This is a genomic window from Paenibacillus sp. SEL3, from assembly GCF_054602585.1.
Genome location: NZ_CM137725.1, coordinates 606451 through 630203, shown reverse-complemented (window position 1 = coordinate 630203; position 23753 = coordinate 606451). Strand labels below are relative to the sequence as shown.

The 23753-nt window shown below is 46.4% G+C and carries 21 protein-coding genes and 1 pseudogene; 18 read left to right on the top strand and 4 right to left on the bottom strand.

Translation table 11 applies throughout. The annotated features are described in order from the left end of the window. Positions 1–41: 41 nt before the first annotated feature. Positions 42–200, top strand: a pseudogene (locus ACYCS5_RS03065) (sigma factor); the annotation flags it as partial. Between the two features lie 125 nt (positions 201–325). Continuing rightward, on the top strand, positions 326–787 hold the full coding sequence (locus ACYCS5_RS03060; protein WP_049816884.1) for a 2-thiouracil desulfurase family protein: 462 nt from the start codon (positions 326–328) through the stop codon (positions 785–787). A 105-nt stretch (positions 788–892) separates the two neighbouring features. On the opposite strand, the gene ACYCS5_RS03055 is transcribed toward ACYCS5_RS03060, so the two are convergent. Further along, positions 893–1642 (bottom strand): YdcF family protein, encoded by a 750-nt coding sequence (locus ACYCS5_RS03055; protein WP_459760774.1) that lies wholly within the window; start codon positions 1640–1642, stop codon positions 893–895. Between the two features lie 217 nt (positions 1643–1859). Between ACYCS5_RS03055 and ACYCS5_RS03050 the strand changes: the two genes are divergently transcribed. The 5 genes from ACYCS5_RS03050 to ACYCS5_RS03030 all read left to right on the top strand — a co-directional run bounded on the left by ACYCS5_RS03050 (position 1860) and on the right by ACYCS5_RS03030 (position 7849). Beyond that, the gene (locus ACYCS5_RS03050) at positions 1860–2747 is read left to right on the top strand and encodes a DMT family transporter (RefSeq protein ID WP_209949467.1); all 888 of its coding nucleotides are present in this window, start codon (positions 1860–1862) and stop codon (positions 2745–2747) included. Between the two features lie 143 nt (positions 2748–2890). Continuing rightward, positions 2891–4081 carry a copper amine oxidase N-terminal domain-containing protein gene (locus ACYCS5_RS03045; RefSeq protein WP_069010439.1) on the top strand — a complete coding sequence of 397 codons (1191 nt, stop codon included), beginning with the start codon at positions 2891–2893 and terminating at the stop codon, positions 4079–4081. A 207-nt stretch (positions 4082–4288) separates the two neighbouring features. Next, the gene (locus ACYCS5_RS03040) at positions 4289–5284 is read left to right on the top strand and encodes an ABC transporter permease (RefSeq protein ID WP_069010440.1); all 996 of its coding nucleotides are present in this window, start codon (positions 4289–4291) and stop codon (positions 5282–5284) included. Positions 5285–5302: 18 nt separating this feature from the next. Continuing rightward, complete coding sequence (locus ACYCS5_RS03035; protein WP_459760773.1) at positions 5303–6196, top strand: carbohydrate ABC transporter permease; 894 nt, start codon at positions 5303–5305, stop codon at positions 6194–6196. Between the two features lie 111 nt (positions 6197–6307). After that, entirely contained in the window at positions 6308–7849 is a 1542-nt protein-coding gene (locus ACYCS5_RS03030; protein WP_029515391.1) for an extracellular solute-binding protein, read from the top strand. A gap of 76 nt (positions 7850–7925) precedes the next feature. On the opposite strand, the gene ACYCS5_RS03025 is transcribed toward ACYCS5_RS03030, so the two are convergent. Next, a complete protein-coding gene (locus ACYCS5_RS03025; protein ID WP_459760772.1) occupies positions 7926–10187 on the bottom strand; it encodes a helix-turn-helix domain-containing protein in 2262 nt (753 codons plus the stop codon). Positions 10188–10453: 266 nt separating this feature from the next. Between ACYCS5_RS03025 and ACYCS5_RS03020 the strand changes: the two genes are divergently transcribed. After that, a complete protein-coding gene (locus ACYCS5_RS03020; RefSeq protein WP_459760771.1) occupies positions 10454–11173 on the top strand; it encodes a TetR/AcrR family transcriptional regulator in 720 nt (239 codons plus the stop codon). A gap of 26 nt (positions 11174–11199) precedes the next feature. Then, the gene (gene map, locus ACYCS5_RS03015) at positions 11200–11946 is read left to right on the top strand and encodes a type I methionyl aminopeptidase (protein ID WP_165148933.1); all 747 of its coding nucleotides are present in this window, start codon (positions 11200–11202) and stop codon (positions 11944–11946) included. A gap of 262 nt (positions 11947–12208) precedes the next feature. Here the strand turns inward: map and exlX are convergent, their stop codons facing one another. Then, positions 12209–12922 carry an expansin ExlX gene (gene exlX, locus ACYCS5_RS03010; protein ID WP_459760770.1) on the bottom strand — a complete coding sequence of 238 codons (714 nt, stop codon included), beginning with the start codon at positions 12920–12922 and terminating at the stop codon, positions 12209–12211. A 480-nt stretch (positions 12923–13402) separates the two neighbouring features. Between exlX and ACYCS5_RS03005 the strand changes: the two genes are divergently transcribed. After that, complete coding sequence (locus tag ACYCS5_RS03005) at positions 13403–14119, top strand: metal-dependent hydrolase (RefSeq protein WP_209949476.1); 717 nt, start codon at positions 13403–13405, stop codon at positions 14117–14119. A 98-nt stretch (positions 14120–14217) separates the two neighbouring features. Here ACYCS5_RS03005 and ACYCS5_RS03000 read toward each other — a convergent pair whose 3' ends face one another. Further along, a complete protein-coding gene (locus ACYCS5_RS03000) occupies positions 14218–15297 on the bottom strand; it encodes a M42 family metallopeptidase (protein ID WP_165148939.1) in 1080 nt (359 codons plus the stop codon). Positions 15298–15482: 185 nt separating this feature from the next. On the opposite strand from ACYCS5_RS03000, the gene spoVAC reads away from it, so the two are divergent. From spoVAC to yqeH, 8 genes are all read left to right on the top strand, one after another. Further along, positions 15483–15989 (top strand): stage V sporulation protein AC, encoded by a 507-nt coding sequence (gene spoVAC, locus ACYCS5_RS02995; RefSeq protein ID WP_165148942.1) that lies wholly within the window; start codon positions 15483–15485, stop codon positions 15987–15989. Then, complete coding sequence (spoVAD, locus tag ACYCS5_RS02990) at positions 15986–17008, top strand: stage V sporulation protein AD (protein WP_165148945.1); 1023 nt, start codon at positions 15986–15988, stop codon at positions 17006–17008. Before spoVAC ends, spoVAD begins: the two co-directional genes overlap by 4 nt. Then, a complete protein-coding gene (spoVAE, locus tag ACYCS5_RS02985; protein ID WP_013311204.1) occupies positions 17005–17361 on the top strand; it encodes a stage V sporulation protein AE in 357 nt (118 codons plus the stop codon). Before spoVAD ends, spoVAE begins: the two co-directional genes overlap by 4 nt. A gap of 215 nt (positions 17362–17576) precedes the next feature. Further along, entirely contained in the window at positions 17577–18536 is a 960-nt protein-coding gene (locus ACYCS5_RS02980) for an AAA family ATPase (RefSeq protein ID WP_459760769.1), read from the top strand. A gap of 3 nt (positions 18537–18539) precedes the next feature. Continuing rightward, a complete protein-coding gene (locus tag ACYCS5_RS02975) occupies positions 18540–19787 on the top strand; it encodes a DUF58 domain-containing protein (RefSeq protein ID WP_165148951.1) in 1248 nt (415 codons plus the stop codon). Beyond that, entirely contained in the window at positions 19784–21994 is a 2211-nt protein-coding gene (locus ACYCS5_RS02970) for a transglutaminase TgpA family protein (protein ID WP_459760768.1), read from the top strand. Before ACYCS5_RS02975 ends, ACYCS5_RS02970 begins: the two co-directional genes overlap by 4 nt. A gap of 108 nt (positions 21995–22102) precedes the next feature. Then, complete coding sequence (locus tag ACYCS5_RS02965) at positions 22103–22633, top strand: YqeG family HAD IIIA-type phosphatase (RefSeq protein ID WP_013311200.1); 531 nt, start codon at positions 22103–22105, stop codon at positions 22631–22633. Continuing rightward, positions 22626–23753 (top strand): ribosome biogenesis GTPase YqeH, encoded by a 1128-nt coding sequence (yqeH, locus tag ACYCS5_RS02960; RefSeq protein ID WP_340956182.1) that lies wholly within the window; start codon positions 22626–22628, stop codon positions 23751–23753. Before ACYCS5_RS02965 ends, yqeH begins: the two co-directional genes overlap by 8 nt.

Sequence of the window (23753 nt, the reverse complement as noted above, 5' to 3'; positions counted from 1 at the left end):
GATGAGTACACGCTCCACCTTCCTTAAATGAATAAAACAATGAATATTTGGAGGATATCATACCCTTCGGTACCATCGGCCTGGTGAAGGACATTGAAAGCTTTCAGACCGGGAAAGGCACCAAGCTGGCAACATTTGCAGCCCGTTGTATAGAAAATGAAATCCTGATGCATTTGCGATCTCTGAAGAAACACGCCAAAACATATCACTCTTACGGAACGCGGACGTAGAGGCGAGTCAAAATTTTTCGTACGATGACTCTACGAGGAAATTTGTTTATACTTTAACTACTTAATAGGAATACAATGGATATGAGGTGGAACTAATGATTCTGGTAAGTTCGTGTTTGGCAGGCATGAAGGTACGATATAACGGGACGGATAGCCTGGATGTACATATTCAGAAGTTGGTAGAGGAAAAGAAAGCTGTGACAATCTGTCCTGAGCTTTTGGGGGGCTTTGTGACTCCGAGAGAGCCTGCTGAGATTGTTGGAGGGACAGGCGAGGATGTGCTGAACGGCACAGCCAAGGTGGTCGAGTTTTCAGGCAACGATGTCAGCGATATGTACATTAGGGGTGCGTACGAAGCCTTGAATATAGCCAGAGAGGTTAACGCAACGCATGTTGTTTTAAAAGAAAACAGCCCGTCCTGCGGATCAGCAGCAATATATAATGGGTCATTCGAAAATCGTAAAATAGCTGGTAATGGGGTAACCTCGGCTTTGTTAAAAAAGGAAGGCTTTAAGGTCATATCGGAAGAACAAATTTCGGATATTTTCTTGGATTAGAATATGTAATGGTAAATCAAGCGCCTTGCTAGCTTACAGGCTTATACCTGCGGAGCGTAAGACGCTTGTTTGTGCTGTATGCCGCTATATGATATAGACATCACATTATTTAAGCTTTAATGCAAGAATTCCCAAGTATTCCTTGAGGGCTGTTCCGGTTGTAGACATGGCTCCAGCAGACGGCGAGAGTTTGCCAGCATACAGTGACAGCTTTTCACTTGCCAGATAGTCGGTAGGATAAGCTACGACCTGCATGTCTGCACGCTGAAATTCCAGTGCAGCACGGGGCATATGGAAAGCGGAGGTCACCAGAACAGGTCTAGTGAGTTGATGTTTTTTTAAAATTTGCGATGTATATACGGCATTTTGCTGTGTGTTCAAAGAACGGTTTTCGATCAGAATGTCCTTTGCCGGAATACCGAGTCCCAGTAACTGTCTTTGTGCAATATTCGCCTCATTACCACTGTCTCCAAACACTTGCCCGCCGGAGAAAAGAATGGGTAAGCCTGTTGCTTCGTGCAATCTGGCCGCAGTAAGCAGACGATTGGCCGCCGATCCTAGCAAATTGCCTTGTCCATTGATGTCGGGGGTTCCTTCTGTGGCTCCGCCCCCAAGTACGACAATGACATCGCCTTGAATAGCACGAGGCTGTGGGTACTGTTTTTCCAGGCTACTGATTAACAAATCTCCAGCCAGATTGGTCGAGGAAACATACAGCAGCAATGTGACAAGAAGCAGTACGACCGCAGGTATACGTGCCCTTTTCCATAGCCAAATCACGAGCCCTGCCATCACGAGGATGAACAAACCGGGAGGGAGCACAAAGCTGTACAAAAATTTGATGATATAAATCAAGTGCAGACAACCTCCTATCCTTATAAGCTTTATCTGTCTTTTTGGTATATTGTAACATAGGCAACTGACTGGATTCCTCTGTCCGAAGACATACCTCGATGAACAAGCGGGCATGAAAGTTGGAGCTTTCCAATACATATTTTTTGTTTGATAAAGTTGTTCTGTAGGCGTAGTATATAAAGTCTAGTGATTTTTTTCATAGAGGAGCGATAGCGTCATGGGAGAGTTAACGACAGCCAAGCGGATGATGATGATCGCGCTACTGGTTGTGTTGTGGGGCATTTCTTGGCCCATTTATAAAGTTGCATTGGAATTCACACCTCCACTATTGTTTGCAGGACTACGTACACTGCTGGGCGGTCTGCTATTGGGAGTGATTTTAGTACCGAGATGGAATCGCATTCGTTGGAAAGAAAATTGGCGGGTGTATGCTATTTCAGGTATTTTTAACGTGGTATTGTTTTATGGTCTGCAAACGGTGGGACTGATGTACGTCCCCTCTGGCTTGTTTTCTGTGCTGGTATATCTCCAGCCTGTACTGGTCGGCATTTTTGCATGGATGTGGCTAGGGGAAGCGATGTCCAGACTTAAAGTGCTTGGATTGGTCATCGGATTTTTGGGCGTTGCGGCTGTCAGTGTCGGCGGATTTTCAGGACATGTGGCTGTGGCAGGTGTAATCCTCGCCATTATTACAGCCGTGAGCTGGGCATTGGGAACGGTATATGTGAAAAAGGTAAACCAGCGTGTGGATTCGCTGTGGCTGGTTGCATTTCAATGTACACTGGGAGGCATCGTGCTGACGGGAGCTGGAACGGTGACGGAAAGCTGGTCGGATATCGTATGGAATGTCCCGTATGTGTCAGGGCTGATATTCGGCACGGTGCTGGGAATTTCACTTTCCTGGTTGCTGTATTTCACACTTGTTAATTCAGGGGATGCGAGCAAGGTTGCGTCTTATACGTTTTTGGTGCCTGTGATCTCGGTGTTTGTCAGCTCGTTGGTGCTGGGCGAAGCGATTACGGCTTTCCTGCTGATCGGGTTGATCTTAATCGGGCTTAGCATTTATTTGGTGAATCGCAGAGTGAGAGTAGTACGGCAAGCTTGAAAATAGGATATGGTACAAGCAAGGACTCTGCGCAGGTAGCAGGGTCCTTTTTTAGAGGATTTTAACACCTGTCCGGCGAATTTTTAGGAAGAATGAAACGGGTTCGGCTGAAACGAATTTGATCTATAAGGAGGGGGTCAAGCATGATCCAGCTTCAAAATGTCAAACGGTATAAGTCTGCCAAGCGGATAATAGTTGCATTTGTTTTATTGGCAAGTGTGGCAATCGGACTGAACGATGGAGAGTTTGCTCAGGCAGCGGGAACTTCTGCATCTATAAAGCAAGGTCAGAGAACTGCAAGTGTCCGTGTTTATTTTAACGGAAATATGATGTCGTTTCCCAAAGGAGAGTCATTCATAAACAAGGGACAGGTCATGATTCCTATTACAGATGCTGCTCTGCCAGGAATAGCCACGGATTATGACCCCAAAACACAGACGCTTACACTTACCAATGGTATAGCCAGTCTGGGTTCCGGTCGAATAAAGGCTAACTCCAATATAGGTTTTGTACATAACAGGAAGGTTACTTACGACGTTTCAGCCAGTAGCATTCGTGGAACGCTTTATGTTCCTCTGGCATTTATCAGTGATGTGGTCGGAGGCAAGCTCGAATGGAAGAAAAACGAACGAATGGCTAGCATAAGCTATCCTCAGTTGGTTGGGGAATCGGAGGAAAGCAAGGGCTATTTGCTGGATGCAAGCAGCGGAGTATTGTACCGTAAAGAGGATGGCGGCCGTATCCGTGCGCTCAGTCCAACAAATATTAAATTGAAAGAAGATTATTTTGGCATGACGAAAATCATTTCAACCAAGGTTACGGAGGATGCAGATTTGGTTACGGTATGGCAAGCGTATGGCGAGCCCATGATTAATGACGATTTTTATACGCTGTTCGTCCAGAAAGGAAAGGTACTTCGTCAGGCAAAGGCTCATTATTGGAATTTTAATGCCAACAATATCAAGCTTTATAATGGTAAAGCAGTCATGAACGATGGACAGACCGTTCGTCTGATTGACGCTAATGGTTCTGTAAAAGAAATATGGAATATGGGGAAGCTTTCCGGTCGTTTGAAGGACAGCTTTGCGGTGGAAGGCATGGGCGAGGGGTTTATTCTTGCCAGATCGAATGATGAGGGCTTTTTAATATTAATTAATCTTAAAACCCACCAGTCATTGTTGGTGTATGAGTTGCTTCAATTAGCTCCTGAGCAACTGAACGGATTCAGGGAAGATGGTATTAAGTTTATGGGTCAGAACAAAAATGACGGTGAACTGCGCTTCGAGCTACATGATAGTGAAGGACGGCCTCAAACGTTCAATTATGCTTTGTGAATGGGTTTAAGGCGTCGATCAGACGCCTCTTATTACATAAAACTTCACAAATATCCGAATTGTTCACTCCTCAGGACACTCCTTTGTTCATGAAGAATGAGAGGCTTCACTTTTTATTTTGAATGCGTTTACATAAAATATAGTTATACGGCGGCAGTGCTACAAACCTTGCTGTCGGCAACGTATACAGAGGGGGAGTGACTCACATTGAATCAGCCTATGCCCAAAAATTCTGCAATGCTTACAGCGGATTCCCGCCTGAACGGTAAGAGGCTGGGAACGGGTAGAAAACACGGTTTTTTCTATGAACTGTTCCGCAATCGAGTATTATTTCTGATGTTGTTGCCCACTTTAATTTTTTTCTTCATTAATTCCTACATTCCTATGGTGGGTATTTATTATGCATTTACCCAGTTCGACTTTAATACCAGCCTGTTTGATGCCAAGTTTGTCGGACTCCAAAATTTTCGCTTTTTATGGCAATCCGGCACGCTGACAAAACTGACATTGAATACGGTCGGATACAACGCAGCGTTTATTTTACTTGGTAACGTTTTAGCGATTGTTCTCGCTATTTTGTTGAATGAGTTGCGAGGCCGCTACTTTAAAAAGATCGCTCAATCTGTGATGTTCCTGCCTTATTTTGTTTCTTTCGTTATTCTAAGTGTCATCGTGTATAACATATTTAATTATGATAATGGTTTTCTGAATACGCTGCTGCTGCAACTTGGTGGTGAACGCGTGGATGTATACAACAAACCATGGGTATGGATTTTCCTGATTATCCTGTTCTATTTATGGAAAAATCTTGGCTACAGTATGGTGATCTATCTAGCAGCGATTACAGGTATCAGTGACGAATATTATGAGGCAGCTAAAATGGATGGAGCCAACATTTTTCAACGAATCTGGTACATTACCGTTCCTATGCTTAAATCGACATTCGTTGTGCTGCTGTTGTTTGCGCTTGGTAGTATTATGAAAGGACAATTTGATCTTTTCTATCAGTTAATCGGCAACAATGGGGTGCTGTACAGTACGACGGATATTTTGGACACTTATGTGTACCGATCGCTGAAAGTGACTTTTGATGTGGGTATGGCTTCGGCGGCAGGCGTATACCAATCATTGTTCGGCTTTGTACTGATCATGACCGTGAACTATATCATCCGTAAGTTGAACGACGAGTATGCCTTATTCTAGAAAGGAGGACCCAAACGGATGGCGATCAAAGAGGATGTATACACCCGAATTTTTAAAATTATCTCTTATGTGATTATCATTATGGCTTCCATTGCTTGTTTACTCCCGTTCCTACTTATTATTTCGGCTTCACTGACCAGTAATGAATCGATTATCAGGGATGGATATCACTTTATACCACAGCAATTCTCACTGGAAGGTTACCGGACGGTGTTCACCTTTCCTGAAGAGGTGTTAAGGGCGTACGGGGTGACGATTTTTACCACGGTTGTAGGTACGACGTTGGGCCTGTTCCTGATGACGATGGCAGGATATGTGCTGGCACGCAAAGATTTTAAATACCGCAATGCGTTTTCCTTCTATATTTACTTTACGACGCTGTTCGGGGGCGGGTTGGTACCTTGGTACATTATGCTGACGAAGTATTTAGGATTGCTTGATACGTATACAGTGCTTATTTTTCCGGGATTGATGACTCCGTTTCTGATCATTTTAATGAAAAACTTCATTCGTTCTTCCATGCCGGAAGAGCTGTTCGAGTCCGCTAAAATAGATGGTGCAGGTGATTTTAAAATTTACTATCGAATTGTACTGCCTTTATCCACACCGGGTATTGCCACTGTGGGGCTGTTTCTGGCCTTGGCTTACTGGAATGACTGGTTCTCATCCTCACTCTTTATTAACGATCCGCATAAATACCAGTTGCAATATTATCTGTATAATGTAATTAACTCCATTCAATTTATCGCTCAAATGGGTGCAGGTACTGGCGTATCCCTTTCCAGTGATATGCCGACAGAATCGACGAAAATGGCAATGGCGATAGTGGTTACTGGACCCATTTTGCTGCTGTACCCGTTCATTCAGCGTTACTTTGTCAAGGGGCTGACCATTGGCGCGGTAAAAGGCTGAAGCGACACTAACGGGCTGAGATGGCATAACGTGCTGACGGTATGCCATCAAAGCAGCACTTTTTGTAAGCGTTTTATTTAAACAGACTACCATTTCAAAGGGAGGATTCACATGACATTCACAAAGAAAAGAAAACAACGCATGTCCATCCTGATTGCAGTAATGGTCATCATGGCGCTATTAGCCGGATGTGGAGGCGGTAGCGGAAACAGCGCACAAAAAGCAAATGGAGAGGATGATAAATCCCAAAAAGTGCAGCTGCAATTTTATATGCTGGGTGATGCTCCTAAGGATCTGTCTACCATTGAGGCAGAGATTAATAAGTTGGCGGAAAAAGATCTGAATGCCACCGTCAAATTTAACTATACGACGTGGACAGACTGGGATCAAAAATATAAGCTGTTATTGTCTTCGGGTCAGCCTATCGACCTGATATTCACTGCAGATTGGACGCAGTATCAGGCCTATGCCAAGAAGGGCGCATTCCTGCCGCTAGACGATCTGCTGCCTAAGGCCGCACCTGCCCTGCAAAAATTTGTGCCTCAGGACATGTGGGATGGAGTTAAAATCGGAGGCAAAATTTATACCGTGCCTGGCACGTATAAAGAGTATGTCACTAACGGCTTTGTATGGCGTGAGGATTTACGAGAGAAGTACAATTTGCCTAAACCGACAGATATCAAAAGTTACGAGGCTTATATGGATGGGATACGTCAGCATGAACCAAATATGAAAACCGTATCTCTGAACAGCGATATCAAGGGAAATCTACATGACCGATATACCGAATTAGTAACGAAGAGTATAGGTGCCTTGCCTTATGGCATTGGTATTAAATATGAAAAACCAACAGAGGTTTATAAATTTTGGGGCTCGGATGAGCAAAAAGAAGAGCTGAATACTTACAAACGCTGGGCCGATAAAGGATTCATTCCCAAAAATGTATTAAACGTAAAAGATACGCTTCAGGATCAAGTGACTTCTGGTAAAGCAGCGAGTATTTTCGGTGACAATCCAACCCGGTTTAATGATATGGTCATTAAGCTCAAAGCATCTCACCCGGACTGGAAGCTCGAGTATTACCCATTCCCTTTGACGACAGGTTATGCAACTCCAGTGCATCCGATTCATAACGGCTTTGCAATTCCAAAAAGCAGCCCAAATCCGGCGCGCGCATTAGCTTTTTATGAAAAGCTTGTGACGGACAAACGCTATAACTTGCTCACGCAATATGGTATTGAAGGCAAAAACTACGAAGTCAAAGATGGTTACTACCATATGATAGGTAGCGGCAGTTCTAATGGATTTTCACGCGAAGGTATGAACAGTTGGGCTTGGCGTAACCCGGAATATATGCTGTTTGATTCAGGCTTTGACCGTGTGAAAAAGATTTTTGCTGAGCTGGATAAAATTCAGAAGCCTGACCTGTTTACCGGCTTTGCAGAGGACTACACAACCTACCAAGCAGAAAAAGCAGCTCTAGAACAGGTTGAGAAGCAATATCTGTATCCACTCCAAGCTGGACTGATCGACAATGTAGATCAAGGCTTGCAGACCTTCTTGCAAAAGGCAAACCAAGCTGGTTTGGAGAAAATTCAAACCGAATATACAAAACAATGGGAAGCTTATGTAAAGGAGAAGGGGATTAAATAAAACCTAAAGAATTGTGATAAAGAAGAAAAGCAAGTCTCCAGAAAGTTGGAGGCTTGCTTTTTTTATGTCAGTTTACTTATTGCGCATTTGCTCTAGAACGGCGAAAATCTGTCGGTGTTACGCCCAAGCTACGTTTGAACATGCGATGGAAATAAGAGCTGCTTGCAAATCCAGTTTGTTCTGCTACGTCAGCCACGGACCAGTCGGTCTGTTCCAGTAACTCACAGGCCTTGCGAATACGGAGTTGTTGGATAACGTCCACGATAGTAGACATGGTCTGTTGCTTATATAGCCTGCTGACATAGATCGGCGACATATCCAGCTCTTCCGCAATCTGATTGAGACAAAAATTGGGATCCGTATAGGCCTGCTCCATTCGTTCATTAATTTGTCGCACCAAACGTTCCTGTTTCGTGTTTCGTTTTTCCGATAGACTGGAGCGAATATGATCAAAGACCAATTGATAATGATCAATAAGGTTTTCAGAGGTCTCTAACCGATCTGCGGATGGTAATTCAGGTTTAGATTCTATAGCAAATCCATTGAGCTCACTGATATGCCGAACAGCATTATTCACACTCATGATGAGCCGGGATATCGCCTCTCGAACAGAGGAAAACGGATATTTTTCCATATGCATCAATAATTCTTTGATCATACTGTGTGCATCCTCCGTATGACCAGACAGTAGCATATCCAGCATTTTTTTCTCTTTATCGGCTGGATATACGTAAGTATTTTGGATATCTTCGTCTGTAGTGTTTTGCGCATTAATAATGCAGCCATGTCCCTGAAAAAATCGGTGCATAGATGCGTCTTGTACCTGGCGGTACAGCAAATGTAGCCGTTCTGGTTGACTCGTGATGGCACTGTAAGTCAGTGAAACGCTCAGCTTCAAATATTCAAAGCAAGCTTCGCGTATTTGGCGTAATAAAGTTTCTAGTAGTACAGTGTCTGTATGTTCTGCGGGATCGAGAATGTTAAGCATCAGCAGTACACTGTCCTCATCCATATCAACAGTCTCCACCCGGTACGTCTGTCCGCATATTTCAGAAGCAATGTTCATAATTGCAAACTTATAGGGTAGCAGATCAGGTCCACGTTCGCTTTGCCATCGGGTATATTCATCTATGCGTAGCAGCACAAGGCGGTAGTCTTTGTCGAACTGGAACGTAATCCCAAGCTCGCGCAATCGTTCCGGTTCTTCACTGGCAGGGATATTTTGAATTCCCCGAATCACATTTCTTAAAATGTTTTGCCGGATCGTGTACATACTGTTTCGTTTCTCCGATTCCAGTGAATTCATATGCACAACGATTTGGCCAATAGGCGTATACAGCATTTTGGACAGCAGCCACGAAGCCACGAATCCTGCCAATGCAATGATGGCGGCTATCAGTAACATCGCATTACGAATAACACTCGCCATTTTGATAACGCTTTCATATGGTGTGACACTAATATACTGCCAACCTAGTCCGTCCGGGGAGGTGTAGGAAATGAGTGATCTTTTACCATGAAAGTCTTCTACAAAATAGCCTGTTTCTTGTTTTTTGACTCTCGTATGCAACCATAGCTGCTCTTTTTCGTTCAAAGTTTCGTCTGTCAATGTTGTACCAGACAACAGCCTGCCCTGATCGTCTAAAATATAAGCGGTCCCGCCTGAGATTGGATTCGCCGCCATTTCCTTGTTCATCCAGCCCGCCGACACATTCACAATCACAGCCGAATTTATCGCTTCGTTCGAGTTAATTGCGTCATAACATAAATACGTATAGGCTGCGATATCTGGGCTTGCTTGCTCTACTCCAGCTCTGGAGTCTGAGGCAGTCAGCAGCGGATACGTGCGTGGAATAGGCGTAAAGGGTTTATAGTCCTGATAATGATCCAGTACGCGAATGATATCTGTATCAGCCAGTTCATGTTTGCTGAATAACCCGTTTTGACCTTGTGAAGACGCAATGTAGAAGGTGCCGCTTTTAGGGTTAAACACGTAGATGGATTCGATATACGGCATGGAGTTAAGATAATTGTTCAATTCGGTCATGGCAGCGGTTACATCATATACATTAGGTTTGGGATAATACAACAACTTGGATAGGGTACTGCTGCGATACATTTGGAATGCCAACGATTGAGCGATAGATGTCATGTTAATAACCTCTCTGCTTCTCAACGTCAAGCTGTTGTGATTGGCCTCGAATGCCTGCTCCTTTTCCACACGAATATAGTAAAAATAATACACAGTGGTGGATACCAGCAACGTTAGCGTAATACATAACGTAATGCTGACCAGCAATTTGCTGTGAAGCTTATGATGCTTTTTGAAATTGCTCATTTGAACAGGCCTCCTGTCTGTGTGCACGTAGCTGTAAAGTACACCCTATTTATGTATTCATTATACGTGTGATCTTGTGAACAGGACAGTGAACAAACCGATTCTTTGTGAAAAATAATGATTTTTCGTTAAGCAGCTAACCCGTTGGTCAAGTACCGATTTCTAGGTTGAGCCGGAAATCCTCCAGCTAATCTCTTGTTATTTGCATGCCAATGTTTTATATTGACATAATAGTAGGTCAAAAATAAAAGAGGTGAACGGACGAGATGAGTCCACGCACGAAGGAACAAAACGAAGAGATTCGACTGCGGCGTCTGGAGCAAATCCGGAAAGCCGCTGCCGATGTATTTTTGAATAAGGGGCCTTTACTGGAAATCCGCGATGTGGCCGCGCAGGCGGGACTCGGCTATGGCACGGTATACCATTATTACAGCAATAAGGGCAATTTGCTCTACGATCTGCTATGGGATGCGTTGGAGCGGGCCGGGGGATGGCTGGAGGCCTCGTTAGAGGCTCCGCTGAAGGTTCCGCCGGAGGTCCCGCACGTTTCGGCTTCGGGGGAGGAGCCGGCGGGCGGGCATTTTGGCTTGGCTGATGCGGCGGACACTGGGATCTCGGCTGCCGCAGAGCTTGGCCCCGTTGCCGCTGCCAGCGTCCGGCTGCTGCAGCTTTGGGCGGAGGACCACGCCCTGTACCTGCTGCATAAGCTGGCCGGTGAGGGCTTTGCCTCGCTGCCTGAAGCGCGCTCGGTCCCGCTCTCGGCCGCCTTTCGCCGGGAGGTGCTCGCGCCGTTTGCCGCGCTGCTGGAAACCGGGTGTGTGGCGGGCGGGTCTACCGCTTCCGGCGAAAACGCGACGGAGCCGTCGTATCGGCTACAGCGCGCGGAAATGCTGCTGGCCGCTTTGGTCGGTTGCGCCGCGCTTTCGCTTCGCCGCGGAAAGCTGCACGAGGAGGCCAGGGATATCGTCCGACTTTTAAAATTATAGAATGGATAAGGAGCGAACAAACAAAGATGATTATTTTAAAATCACCTAGGGAAATCGAAGAGATGAAGCCGGCGAGCCAAATCGTTGCGGACTGCTACCGCGAGGTGGCCAAACTGATCGAGCCTGGGATCACCACCCGGGAAATCAATGACTTTGTTGCCAGACACATCACCAAGCTGGGTGGCAAGCAGTTTACGAAAGGGTACAACGGTTTCCCCGCCGAAACCTGCATTTCGGTCAATGATGTGGTGGCTCACGGCATTCCTTCGAACCAGATGCTTATGGACGGCGACTTGCTGAAGCTCGACATCGTCGTGGAATACGGCGGATGGTTCGGCGATTCGTGCTGGTGCTATGCGGTGGGCAATATCCGGCCGGAGGCGCAAAAATTAATGAAGGTGACAAAGGAATGCTTGGAACTGGGGATCGCCCGGGCCCTCCCTGGGGGCCGGCTCGGCGACATAACGTCGGCGATTCAACAGCATGCAGAAGCGAACGGGTTTTCGCTCGTACGCGATCTGCTGGCCCACGGGATTGGACGGAGCCTGCATGAGGAGCCGAGCTACGAGCATATCGGCGTAGCCGGCAAAGGCATTCGGTTAAAGGAAGGCATGGTGTTTACGATTGAACCAATGGTCAACGAAGGTACGTTTCGTATCACGATCGACGACGATCAGTGGACGGCGAGGACGGCCGACGGCAAGTTGTCAGCGCAATATGAGCATACGATCGCAGTCACGCCGGACGGACCGCTGATTTTAACGGCCCAGTAAGAATAAAGGCGAACGGACGGGAATGCGTCATTTCAGGAAATAAGTCGCCAACCCGGCCTGTTTGGCCTGACGAAAGTTCGTAATCCGAAACCACGAAAAAGCGCTGGGCCTACCTGGATCAGCGCTTTTTTTGCATGGTTTGAAACTTTTACCGATTTACGGAAAACCGTTTCCCCGGGGAAAATGGCCTAGAAGTAAAACACTCCCATTAGCCTAGGGGATCGATCCTGAAATAACGTAAGCAAAGAGAGGCAGTACTTCATCAGTCTGGAAATTGAACGTTACCTTTAACGATATAGGCTTGGCCTGTGCCATTTTCCGCTAGAGCTGGGATGGTATCGTTGAGCACGGCACCACGAATGTCCGTAATCCTTATTTTCAGAGGCTGTTTTCCTAAGTTGGTACCCAAAAAGTGGTTGTAATCCTGTTTTTCGAGATTGAGCCATTGTCCGTTTTGTTGGACTTCCATCTTCAAGACCGGATATTTATGATTGCGTACTTGAATGGCTGCCCACCATTGGCTGCTGCCTTCTTTAATACGGTAGGAGACATTGCCACTAACCGGAGCCTTGACAACTTTCCACGAAATATTAATTTTTCCGTCTAATTGATTGCCAATCAGGTTGAACGCGTTTGGGGACAGATCGAGTGCGCCACTTGGACCTTCGGGGTAAAGATCAGTTACATATACGGTTGTTTTCCCTTTGGGACCTTGAACTTCCAAATAGGCTCCAGCTAATGCAGCTTTGATTCCGTTATAATTCAGTTGTGTGCGGTTAAGCGCTGTGATTTTGGCATCCGAAGGGATGGGATCAAGTAGTAATGCCCCTCCAGAGTAACCTGATCCCGTATATGTGGCGTAGCCTGTGTATGTATCATTCCAAGCAGCTGAAGCGGGAAGGGCGAATAATACAAGACTTAACAACGATGTCAGACCGATGGTTTTGAACTTTCGGAACGTCGATTTTTTTTGCATAATCATTTCCTCCTTATTCATTTAATAGATTCATATAGTAAATATAAACACTATATTACCTAATATTTCAAATTGTACAATAGGACTTTAAGGCAAAAAGAAAATATTGAAGATGTTTGTCAACTTACTCATAGGCCATATGTCTTGTTTTTTTGGGAAATGGTTGAACGGTGCTCTTTTTTCGCAGAAAGTTTGCAGGGCAGCCGATAAGTTCAGGAAGATGTATCCTTATAACACAGGACAGGGCTGAGTGGAGAGTAAGGACAGAGGAGGGGGTTAATAATAAGGAAGAATGTCTTCTATGCACCGCCAGTAAAATACTTTAGAGCGATTAAACTAGGACTTTTGAATGAAGTCTTTTAAATAGAATAAGCGAACTATTGTTCTCCTTTTGTTTGTCGTATACAATCGAATCATGCTGATTCAAATGGAGTGATGTTGAACTCTGTTGTATGCTGCAACGAAAGGATGTTTTGCACCATGATGGGAAGAGCCCATTTGATTATTGGAACCGGGGTCTCCCTGTCGGTATTAGCTCTAAGTGGATACGAAGTGACCCCGGCTGCCGTGGCAGCTGCTGTGGTCGGTTCACTGTTGCCGGATATTGACGAGCCTAACTCCATGCTCGTGAGCCGTGCGCTGCCAACCAAAATGCTTAGATTCGTACAGCTTCTAATGATTGGGGCTGCTGGTTGGGTATTTTTCACCCGTTTGGCTCCGCCGCCATGGAATCTTGTTCTGGCTTTGCTAATGATTAGTGCTTCTTTTATGCCTTCACGATCCATGCGCAAGGTTATTATCTTTCTAATTGGTATCGGCCTCGCCTGGTATGGAGAATCATATGCACCGTGGAATTATATCGCTGGGTGTCTGCTGATCATTTGTACGCTAGTCCCACACCGGGGGTTAACTCATACGGTATACGGGACAGTCGCATGGACTGCGCTGCTTTATGGTACAACACGTTTGCACGGTGACAGCATATGGCTGGCTGGAGGTATGGCGTACTTGCTGCATTTACTGGCAGATTCCTTGACGAATAATGGAATTAAACCTTTGCCGCCGTTCAAATGGAAGCTGCGATTTAAATTGATGAGTACCGGAACCCGGAAGGGAGCTAAGGTAGAAAACGTCTGCATTGCTCTAACTGCTGTACTTGTAGTGATTGCTTTGCTTCGTTATAAGCATTTGATTTGAAATGTTCTATCTTTTGTTTCTATTAAATTAAAAAAACAGTCAATGCACGTTGTACGTGTCTTGACTGTTTTTTATAGATAGCGATTCTCTATTACACCTTAAGCTCGTTCTATAATGGTATTCAGCGTTGTACGATCCAGGTTTTGAACCAGCTTGATGATCAGCTCTTTGGCTGCATCATAATCATCAGTGTGAATAATAGACGAGGAAGTATGGATGTATCGTCCACAGATGCCTATGACGGTGGATGGCACGCCAATTCCGCTCAAGTGCACTTGGCCCGCATCGGTTCCCCCTGTGGAGATGAAATATTGATACTTGATTTTATGAGTTTCCGCCATGTCTTGCACGTATTCCACAATCCCGCGATGTGTGATCATACCCGGATCAAATACCCGCAGCAGTGCGCCTTTACCGAGGTGTCCGTAAGCATTCGGGTCACCGCCCATATCATTGGCTGCACTGCAATCCAGTGCAAAGAAAATATCGGGCTGAATCAGATTGGCCGCTGTGCGTGCACCACGCAGTCCCACTTCCTCTTGAACAGTGGCCCCCGCATACAATGTATTGGGAAGCTTGTCTTTTTCTTTATGTAACGCTTCAAGCAGTTCAATAGCCAAGCCTACACCGTAGCGGTTATCCCACGCTTTAGCCATGATTTTTTTAGGATTTGTCAGTGGTGTAAAATCACAGATTGGTGCTATGGCTGTTCCTGGTACGATCCCCAGATCTTGCGCTTCTTGTCTGCTGTCTACGCCGATATCCAGATACATATGCTTGATGTCCATAGGTTTGCTGCGTTGCGATTCATCCAGCAAGTGAGGCGAGACAGAGCCAACTACACCGATAACTGGGCCTTTTGGAGTCAATACTTGAAGACGTTGTGACATGATGGCTTGGCTCCACCAGCCTCCAACCGGCTGAAAACGAATCATTCCATTTTCCGTAATACCATTCACGATAAAACCGACTTCATCCAGATGGCCTGCCACCATTACTCGTGGTCCACTTTCTTGACCGCGTAGCACCCCAAAAAGACTGCCCAATCGATCTTGCACGATTTCATCGGTATAACCGGATATCCGTTCCTTAACCCATGCCCGCAACTCACGTTCATGTCCAGGAATGGAAGGAAACTCCGTTAAGGTTTTAAACAATTCCAATGTTTTTGATTCCATGATGTATACCTCACTCCTTATTAATTAACCAGTGGTCGTCATGTATTTAGTATGAATGGATTTGTACGGAATGTCCACGATATCATTTTCCTGACATAACATTTCTCCAAAAAGCTCATAATGAAAAAGACCCAAGCAATTCGAACCGCCAAGCGCGAAAACTTACAGATAAGGGGTGGTGAATGATGCCGGCTAAATCCGGGCAGCGCGGTTTTCGTACCAATACGTCGCCGCTGTCCATAAATGAGAAGGACTATCAGAATATTTCACAAAAGCATGAGCCCTCGAGAAAAGTATTTGCCAATTGTGTGCGCGCTTTTCTGGTTGGAGGCGGGATCTGTGTGATTGGACAGGCGATTCAGGAGGCTTTTATGGCAGGGTTGCACATATCAGCCAAGGAGGCCGCCCCGCCGACCTCATCTATGATGATCTTGCTGGCGGTCATATTAACCTGTATCGGGGTTTACGATAAGGTTGCCCAATGGGCGGGAGCGGGAACTGCTGTGCCAATTACAGGCTTTGCTAACTCCATGTGTTCGGCTGCATTGGAATATCGTTCTGAGGGACTGGTGCTCGGAGTGGGCGCGAATATGTTCAAACTGGCAGGCTCGGTTGTCGTATTCGGGGTGGTGGCTGCATTTATCATAGGCGTTATATATGCCATCCTTGGTGTAGGAGGCAATCACTTATGAGAAGACAGGGAGGACAAACCTGGAAGTTTGAATCGAGACCGCGCATCATTGGAAGTGCCACTGTTGTGGGCCCGGATGAAGGAGAGGGGCCGTTGTCCACAGATTTTGATTATATTTATGACAATATAGAAATCAACGAGAAAACGTGGGAAAAAGCGGAACGTAGATTGATTGAGCACTCTACAGAGCTGGCGCTAATTAATGCCAATTTGAACAAAGAAGAAGTGCAGTTTTTTATTAGTGGTGATCTGATGAATCAGATTGTCAGTAGCTCCTTCTCGGCTAGCAAGCTGGCCATTCCCTATTTGGGTGTTTTTGGAGCATGCTCAACATCCATGGAAAGCTTAGCCTTAGCCGCACTTATTGTGGACTCAGAGGCCGGTGACTACGTGATGGCGGGTACGACTAGCCATAATTGCACTGTGGAAAAACAATTCCGCTATCCTAATGAATACGGATCACAGAAGCCCCCTACGGCTCAGTATACTGTTACCGGCTCCGGCGCCGCAATAGTGGGCCATGCCAAGTCAGGGACAGTGGTGGATTGTGCTACCATTGGACGTGTAATGGACATGGGCATTAAGGACCCCTTTAATATGGGTGGAGCCATGGCTCCCGCGGCTGCGGATACGCTGTTGTCTCATTTTCGAGATACTGGCCGTGACCCTGGTTACTATGATCTCATTGTAACGGGCGATTTAGCCTCAGTAGGGCTACCGATTGCCAAGGAGCTGCTCAAAAAAGATGGGTTCGATATGAATCAGACGGATTTTAATGATTGCGGTTTACTGATTTACGACATTAATAAGCAAAAGAAAGTCATTTCAGGAGGCAGTGGTTGTGGCTGCTCGGCTGTTGTAACCTACGGGCATTTGTTGAAGCGGATCGAAAAAGGAGAGCTACAAAAGGTACTGGTGGTGGCGACTGGAGCGTTATTATCTCCTTTGACTACACAGCAGGGTGAGAGCATTCCTTGTGTTGCACATGCTGTAGCTTTTGAGGCGGGAGGAACAGTATGATATTTCTATGGGCTTTTTTAGTGGGTGGTGCCATTTGTGTCGTGGGCCAGTTGATGATGGATGTGTTCAAAATGACGCCGGCACATACGATGAGTACGTTGGTAGTTGCAGGTGCAATTGCTGATGCTGTTGGGATATACGATCCGCTTATTAAATTTGCAGGGGCGGGTGCGACCATTCCAATTACCAGTTTTGGTAACTCACTTGTACACGGCGCATTAACCGAATTGGAGAAGGACGGATGGTTGGGTGTCATTACAGGGATTTTTAGTCTGACAAGTGCAGGGATTTCCTCTGCGATTATTTTCTCTTTTCTGGCATGCTTGTTTGTTCGTCCAAAAGGAAGCATATAAAAGCAGCGTACTTTAGATTTGACATCGTAAGATAAATAATTGTATACATGTGCCCTTCGGATCTAATGACCGAAGGGTTTTTGATTGTTCTGCACATGAGAGATCGAAAGAAGGATGGAGTTTGAATAATATGGGCAGGGGGTTAAGTGTACTCTGTGCCTACCTTCATGTACAATAATAGGAAACAGGTTGCTATCTAGGAGGTTTACAGAGCTATGCCCGTACGTCAAGAATCTGTGCAGATTGTATCTGCAATCCGTTCTAATCTGGAATCATGTATATTAGGTAAATCCTTTGAAATAAAATTACTGCTTACGGCTATGCTGGCGGGTGGACACATTCTGATCGAGGATGTTCCGGGTACGGGAAAAACGCAAATGATCAAGGCTCTTGCCAAATCCATGCGCGGTGATTACCGCCGTGTTCAATGTAATCCTGATATTCTCCCGAGTGATATTACAGGGGTATCCATATTTCATCCACGGGACGAGCGTTTTTATTTCCGTCCGGGTCCTGTGATGACTAATATTTTGCTGGCGGATGAAATTAACCGAGCGACGACGAAAACCCAGTCAGCTCTGCTGGAGGTTATGGAGGAACGCAGTGTGACGGTGGATGGGGACACTCATATGTTGCCTCATCCTTTTATGTTGTGTGCGACACAAAACCCGATTGATTTTGAAGGCACTTATATGCTGCCGGAAGCACAGTTAGATCGTTTTATGCTCAAAATCAGCTTGGGTTATCCTGATATGGAGACGGAGCGAAACATGCTGCTCCATCATCAGGCAGGCCAGCCAGCAGATCGTCTGGAGGCTGTAGCTCATATGGAGCAGATTGCTGACATCCAGCAGGAAATTAGAGGGATTTATATGGACAAAGCAGTGACGTCCTATTTACTTGATATCGTACGTGCGACAAGAGAACATCCATCTGTGCTGCTGGGAGCTAGCCCCCGGGCGGCGCTTGCTTTTGTAATGGCTGCGAAGGCATACGCTTTTCTGGACAACCGTTACTATGTGCTGCCTGATGATGTGAAGGCGCTGGCACCTTATGTGCTAACGCATCGTTTGTTGCTGCGTCCCGAGGCGCGCCTGGATAGTTCCAATGCCCAGTCCGTGCTGGAGGCTGTCCTTCGGCACGTACATGTACCCGTACGAATGGAGCGTCCTTAGGGAATGAATATGGTCAAAAGGAAGCGCAGGCTTCCCCGGCTGTCAGGCCGCATCTGGCTTCTGATGGTCATATGGGTGGTGTGCCTGCTATATTTGTTGTTTCAGGGCGGCAAGACGTCGGTCATGCTGTTGTCTATGGTTACGCTGTTAATCGTTTATTTATGGATCGTTGGTCTGAGCGGAGTTCGCCGTGTGCAAGGCTCCAGGCAGCTTTCGCAAGGCTCGGAGTTTGGAGAACTGCTGCATGCAGGAGATCAGGTGCATGTAAAGCTGAGCCTCAGCATTCCTGGATTTCTTCCGTTACCCTATGTCATTGTCCGTGAGGTCCTTAAGCGACATACAGGTGAGTCCTGGTCGTTTGAGGATAGTGTCATTCCCAGTCTAAAAGGGGGCGGTCAGCTTACATTTCAGACTCCCGCTTTAGAGCGAGGAAGCTATCACTTTGAGGAAACGGAATGTGTGAGTGAGGACATCTTCGGTCTGTTGGAGCACAAAGGCAGCTTGAACGCACGCGGTGAATTTCGGGTGCTGCCCCGAACGGTATTCATTCCGTATTGGCAGATGAATGACCGTCGCTCAAGGATGTCTGGACCGCAGACCGTTCAAACTCGTACGCGGCGTGAAACGACACAAATTAACGGTGTACGGGATTATGTATATGGAGATCGGTTTTCGCGCATCCACTGGAATGCGACGGCGCGTACAGGTAGCTGGAAATCCAAGGAATTTGAGCATGAGACCGTTCCTAAAACGATGCTTGTGCTGGACGTACACATGAAGCATTATATGAACGCCGAACAGTTTGAGCTAGCTGTATCCTCTACCGCTTCATTGCTGGAATATGGTGGACGGGAGCGAATGGGGGTTGGATTGTGCACAGCTGGAGAGAAAGGCACCGTCTTTCAACCAAGTGAGCAGACAATGGAACGACAACGAATGATGCATCACTTGGTAGACATACACACCACTTCACAAGGTAGCTTGAAATCCGCTGTAGAAAGCAGTGTGCGCCAGTTTCCGCAAGGCTGTTATTTTATACTGATTAGTCCGCTGAAGGATTATCGGGCGATGGAGCTTCTTCGCTGGGCTGATACCCGGGGGATGACTCCGTGCCACGTTTATATCGGAGAAGGTTCTGCTGAGGGAGAAGCTGAAGAATGGATGAGCATGCTTCGTGCAAGGGGAATTAAGGGCTACGATGTTGAGAGCCTTGAAGAGCTCCCGGCTGTAATGGGGGGAGGGACACTATGAAGAGCTGGTTACAATCGTTAAAGGGTTCCTGGGTCCCCGCTTTTACATTTTTATGGATTATTATTATTGCCATGCAATGGGTTTCTTTTGCTTCCGAATTGTGGTTGGAAGAGACAAGAGCACTCGTACTAATGACCATTACAATGCTGGCTCTGGTGAAGATTGTACTACCAGTTCGTCCCTGGATTGAATTTATTGTTAAGGCGGCGGCGCTGTTTTTTATTTTGTATCGGACATTGGTGTCTTATTCAATCATTATCCCCTTCGGAGGGGTAGCCAATCGCCTGGACCAGTTTATTTCCAATATGTCACCTTATATTTGGTTTTCCCTCATTGCTTGGCTAGTTATTGAAATGGTGCCGCTCATCGTTACAACGAAGCAGCGGATTCTTGTTTTTGTGGGTATTAACATTGCCGCGCTGGCAGTACTTGATTCCTTCACGCCAACTGTGCTGTGGGAGGAGGTTGCTTGGATCGTCTTTGCTGGTATGGGTTGGCTGGTGACACAGCATCTGCAGTATTTTCGGCAGCATTATCCTCAAGGATGGAGGCATATTCGGCGCTATCCATATAAAATAGCAGCCAATATTGCGGTCATTTTTGCGCTCATTATTATGGCTGGTGTCAATATGCCCGAGGTACAGCCCGCTTTGACGGATCCCTATACAGCGTGGACCCAGAGAAATAGCTCAACTACCGCCGGGATCAACAATGGATCTGGGGCACTGGATCAGCGGATGAACACTGCATCGGGTTATAGTCGCCAGGATAATCGGTTGGGGGGAGGTTTTAATTTTGACTATTCTCCTGTCATGACCATCACGACCACTCAACGAAGCTATTGGCGGGGGGAAACGAAACGAACCTATTCCGGTACAGGCTGGAGTGACAAGGGCAACGATGATCAAACGTTAAATGATGTTCCAATGACCGCAGAGCTTGAAAACACACAAGAAACGCGGCATTCGACTGAGCAGGTCGTTCAGACCATTACGATGCAAAACGACCAAAGCTATCCTGTTCTATTTGGCGCTTATTCGGTGCAGCGTGTTCAATCGGTGGACAGAGATTCACGGGCAGACGGGTTACGTTGGAAGCCGGAACAGGCGGAACTGCTTTGGAATCCATCCTCCCGAAGAACTGCTTATCCTAAAACGTATACTCTGGTATCGCATGTTCCTGTGATCCCTGAGAAAGAGCTACGCACAAAAACTTTTAATGAGTTGTACGGAAAAAACAAACAGGAAGCCTATCTACAAATTCCAGATGAGTTGCCACAGCGGGTTCGTGATTTGGCTCAGAACGTAACGTCAACGGCGAAAACGCCATATGAAAAAGTCGGATTACTACAGCAGTACTTGCAGCAAAATTATGCATATACGAACAATCCGGATCTCTCACGGAAAAGAAGCAGAGATTTTGTGGATGCCTTTCTGTTTGAGATTCGGGAGGGCTATTGCGATTATTATTCCACCTCATTAGTCATGATGGCTCGCTCCGTTGGGGTTCCAGCCCGTTGGGTTAAAGGGTATGCACCTGGTCAGCAGACGTTTTCAGATGATGCAACAACGGGTGAAGGTGACGAAAATATGTCCTCTTACTCCGTGACAAATGCGGATGCTCATTCCTGGGCGGAAGTATATTTAGGTGAATACGGTTGGGTTCCTGTAGAAGCAACGCCTGGCTTTGATATGCCGCTGCTTACGGAACAGGAGGATTCAAAGACTCCAGAAGCCCCAGAGGTTAAAGATCAGTCTGAACCGGAACAGCCTGAGCAGACCCCGCAGACTAATCCGGAGGAAGGTTCAAAAATTCATCCTGTAATTATAGGTTCTGCTGCATCAATTCTGCTGCTGTGGGCTACTTATATCGTCTGGCGTAATCGGGCAGACATTCACTTTTACCTGTTGCGTTTACGCAGAGGTAAGCCGCTGACCCCGGATGAAAAGGTGGTCGTCGAAACTGAGCACTGGTTAAGGTACATGCGAAGAAAGGGATTTGTCCGCGCCAGTCACGAAACACTGAGGGAATCAGTTGATAGATGGTCGCTAGAAGTACCGGAACAGGCTTCAATTTTACATCAGCTGCTTGGACGATTTGAACAGGCGCGTTATAGTCCCTCATCCGTAACCGCAGAAGATTGGCATATGGTTCGCAAGCAAGCCTCTCTGTTACACAAAGAAGGCTGGATAAAACGTCTATTTTAATCTTTAGCTATATATTTAGTGAAAAAGCTGTCCGTTTGTTGCGGATAGCTTTTTACTAAGCCATAGTAATATGGTATAGTTTGTCGTATGAAACTGAGGTGACCGACGTTGTTTGAAATGCTGATGCCCAAATTACGGGTGAATACCGTCTTTGATATTGATCTTGAAGGCTTATATGCTCAAGGATATCGCGGCATTATTACGGATCTGGATAACACGCTGGTCGGCGCAAAAGCGCCGAATGCAACTCCCGAGCTGGTGGCCTGGTTTGAGAAGGTCAAACAGGCGGGTTTTAAGCTTGTCATCGTGTCTAACAACAATATGGACCGTGTATCCGTGTTTGCTACGCCTTTGGACATTGAATTTATACATGCCGCACGGAAGCCCTCCAACTCGTCTTTCCGTAGAGCCATCCGTATGATGGGGCTGACTCCGGAAGAGACTATTATGGTCGGAGACCAAATGTTGACGGACGTATTGGGAGGTAACCGACTGGGGTTGCATACGGTGTTGGTGCTACCGATATCCATTCATGATGAAGGAGTCATGACTCGATTTAATCGGCGGTTGGAGCGAATCGCGCTCACAAGGTTACGTAAGAAAGGCTTATGGCTTGAGGAGGAAAAGAAGAATGACTGAAAGACCTGACGGCGGCACTGCCGTCAAATGTAGTGGTTGCGGTATAACCGTGCAGACCACTAGCTCGGAGCTTCCGGGATTTATTCCTGAAAAATTGCTTACTCGCGAACCTGTCATCTGTCAGCGTTGTTTCCGAATCAAAAACTATAATGAGACGTCTTCAGTGACGGTGGATCAAGATGAGTTTTTGAAGCTGCTCAGCCAGATTGGCGACAAGGATGCACTCGTTATCCACATTGTAGATATTTTTGATTTTGAAGGCAGCTTGATTTCCGGTCTGCAACGCTTTGTAGGCTCTAATCCGGTTATACTGGCTGTAAACAAGACCGATTTGCTGCCTAAGGTAACGAATTGGAACAAGGTACGTAACTGGGTACAAAAGCAAGCGAAGGAGCAAGGGCTTCGCACGGAAGAAATCGTACTGTGCTCAGCTAAAAAAAATCAGGGCTTTGACCGTCTTTTGGATGTGGTATCTGAGCTCCGTGGTAACCGCGATGTATATGTGGTTGGAGCGACAAATGTGGGTAAATCCACGCTCATTAACCGATTGATTCGTGATTATAGCGATATGGAGCAGGAACTCACAACGTCCCGTTACCCGGGAACTACACTCGATATGGTGAATATTCCGCTCGACGACGGCAAGCACATTATTGATACTCCGGGTATTGTATACCCTTGGCGATTCAGTGAGATCGTCTCCCGTCAGGACTTGAGCGCTATAATGCCGGACAAGCCGCTGAAGCCTGCTGCGTATCAGCTTGATGCCGGACAAACATTGTTTTTCGGCGGTATGGCCCGATTTGATTTTGTCGACGGTCAGCACCAATCTTTTACCTGCTACATTAACGGTGGTCTTAAGATACATCGCACGAAGCTGGAGCGAGCTGATCAGTTGTTCGCTGATCATGCCGGGGAATTGTTATCTCCGCCAACACGCGATCAATTGGCAGAGATGCCGGAATGGACAAGACATGAGTTCCGCGTGCCACGCAAATCTCCATCGGACATTTATATTTCCGGTTTGGGATGGATTAGGGTAAATAGCGAGAACGGAGCTCTGATTGCGGTTCATGCTCCTCGGGGAGTCCGTGTGCTTTTGCGGCCTGCGTTGATATAA

Bases quoted from the DNA above. Each gene is read 5' to 3' on its own strand.
- ACYCS5_RS03060 (WP_049816884.1), top strand. From the start codon at position 326: ATGATTCTGGTAAGTTCGTGTTTGGCAGGCATGAAGGTACGATATAAC.
- ACYCS5_RS03050 (WP_209949467.1), top strand. From the start codon at position 1,860: ATGGGAGAGTTAACGACAGCCAAGCGGATGATGATGATCGCGCTACTG.
- ACYCS5_RS03045 (WP_069010439.1), top strand. From the start codon at position 2,891: ATGATCCAGCTTCAAAATGTCAAACGGTATAAGTCTGCCAAGCGGATA.
- ACYCS5_RS03035 (WP_459760773.1), top strand. From the start codon at position 5,303: ATGGCGATCAAAGAGGATGTATACACCCGAATTTTTAAAATTATCTCT.
- ACYCS5_RS03030 (WP_029515391.1), top strand. From the start codon at position 6,308: ATGACATTCACAAAGAAAAGAAAACAACGCATGTCCATCCTGATTGCA.
- ACYCS5_RS03025 (WP_459760772.1), bottom strand. From the start codon at position 10,187: ATGAGCAATTTCAAAAAGCATCATAAGCTTCACAGCAAATTGCTGGTC.
- ACYCS5_RS03020 (WP_459760771.1), top strand. From the start codon at position 10,454: ATGAGTCCACGCACGAAGGAACAAAACGAAGAGATTCGACTGCGGCGT.
- map (WP_165148933.1), top strand. From the start codon at position 11,200: ATGATTATTTTAAAATCACCTAGGGAAATCGAAGAGATGAAGCCGGCG.
- exlX (WP_459760770.1), bottom strand. From the start codon at position 12,922: ATGCAAAAAAAATCGACGTTCCGAAAGTTCAAAACCATCGGTCTGACA.
- ACYCS5_RS03005 (WP_209949476.1), top strand. From the start codon at position 13,403: ATGATGGGAAGAGCCCATTTGATTATTGGAACCGGGGTCTCCCTGTCG.
- ACYCS5_RS03000 (WP_165148939.1), bottom strand. From the start codon at position 15,297: ATGGAATCAAAAACATTGGAATTGTTTAAAACCTTAACGGAGTTTCCT.
- spoVAC (WP_165148942.1), top strand. From the start codon at position 15,483: ATGCCGGCTAAATCCGGGCAGCGCGGTTTTCGTACCAATACGTCGCCG.
- spoVAD (WP_165148945.1), top strand. From the start codon at position 15,986: ATGAGAAGACAGGGAGGACAAACCTGGAAGTTTGAATCGAGACCGCGC.
- spoVAE (WP_013311204.1), top strand. From the start codon at position 17,005: ATGATATTTCTATGGGCTTTTTTAGTGGGTGGTGCCATTTGTGTCGTG.
- ACYCS5_RS02980 (WP_459760769.1), top strand. From the start codon at position 17,577: ATGCCCGTACGTCAAGAATCTGTGCAGATTGTATCTGCAATCCGTTCT.
- ACYCS5_RS02975 (WP_165148951.1), top strand. From the start codon at position 18,540: ATGAATATGGTCAAAAGGAAGCGCAGGCTTCCCCGGCTGTCAGGCCGC.
- ACYCS5_RS02970 (WP_459760768.1), top strand. From the start codon at position 19,784: ATGAAGAGCTGGTTACAATCGTTAAAGGGTTCCTGGGTCCCCGCTTTT.
- yqeH (WP_340956182.1), top strand. From the start codon at position 22,626: ATGACTGAAAGACCTGACGGCGGCACTGCCGTCAAATGTAGTGGTTGC.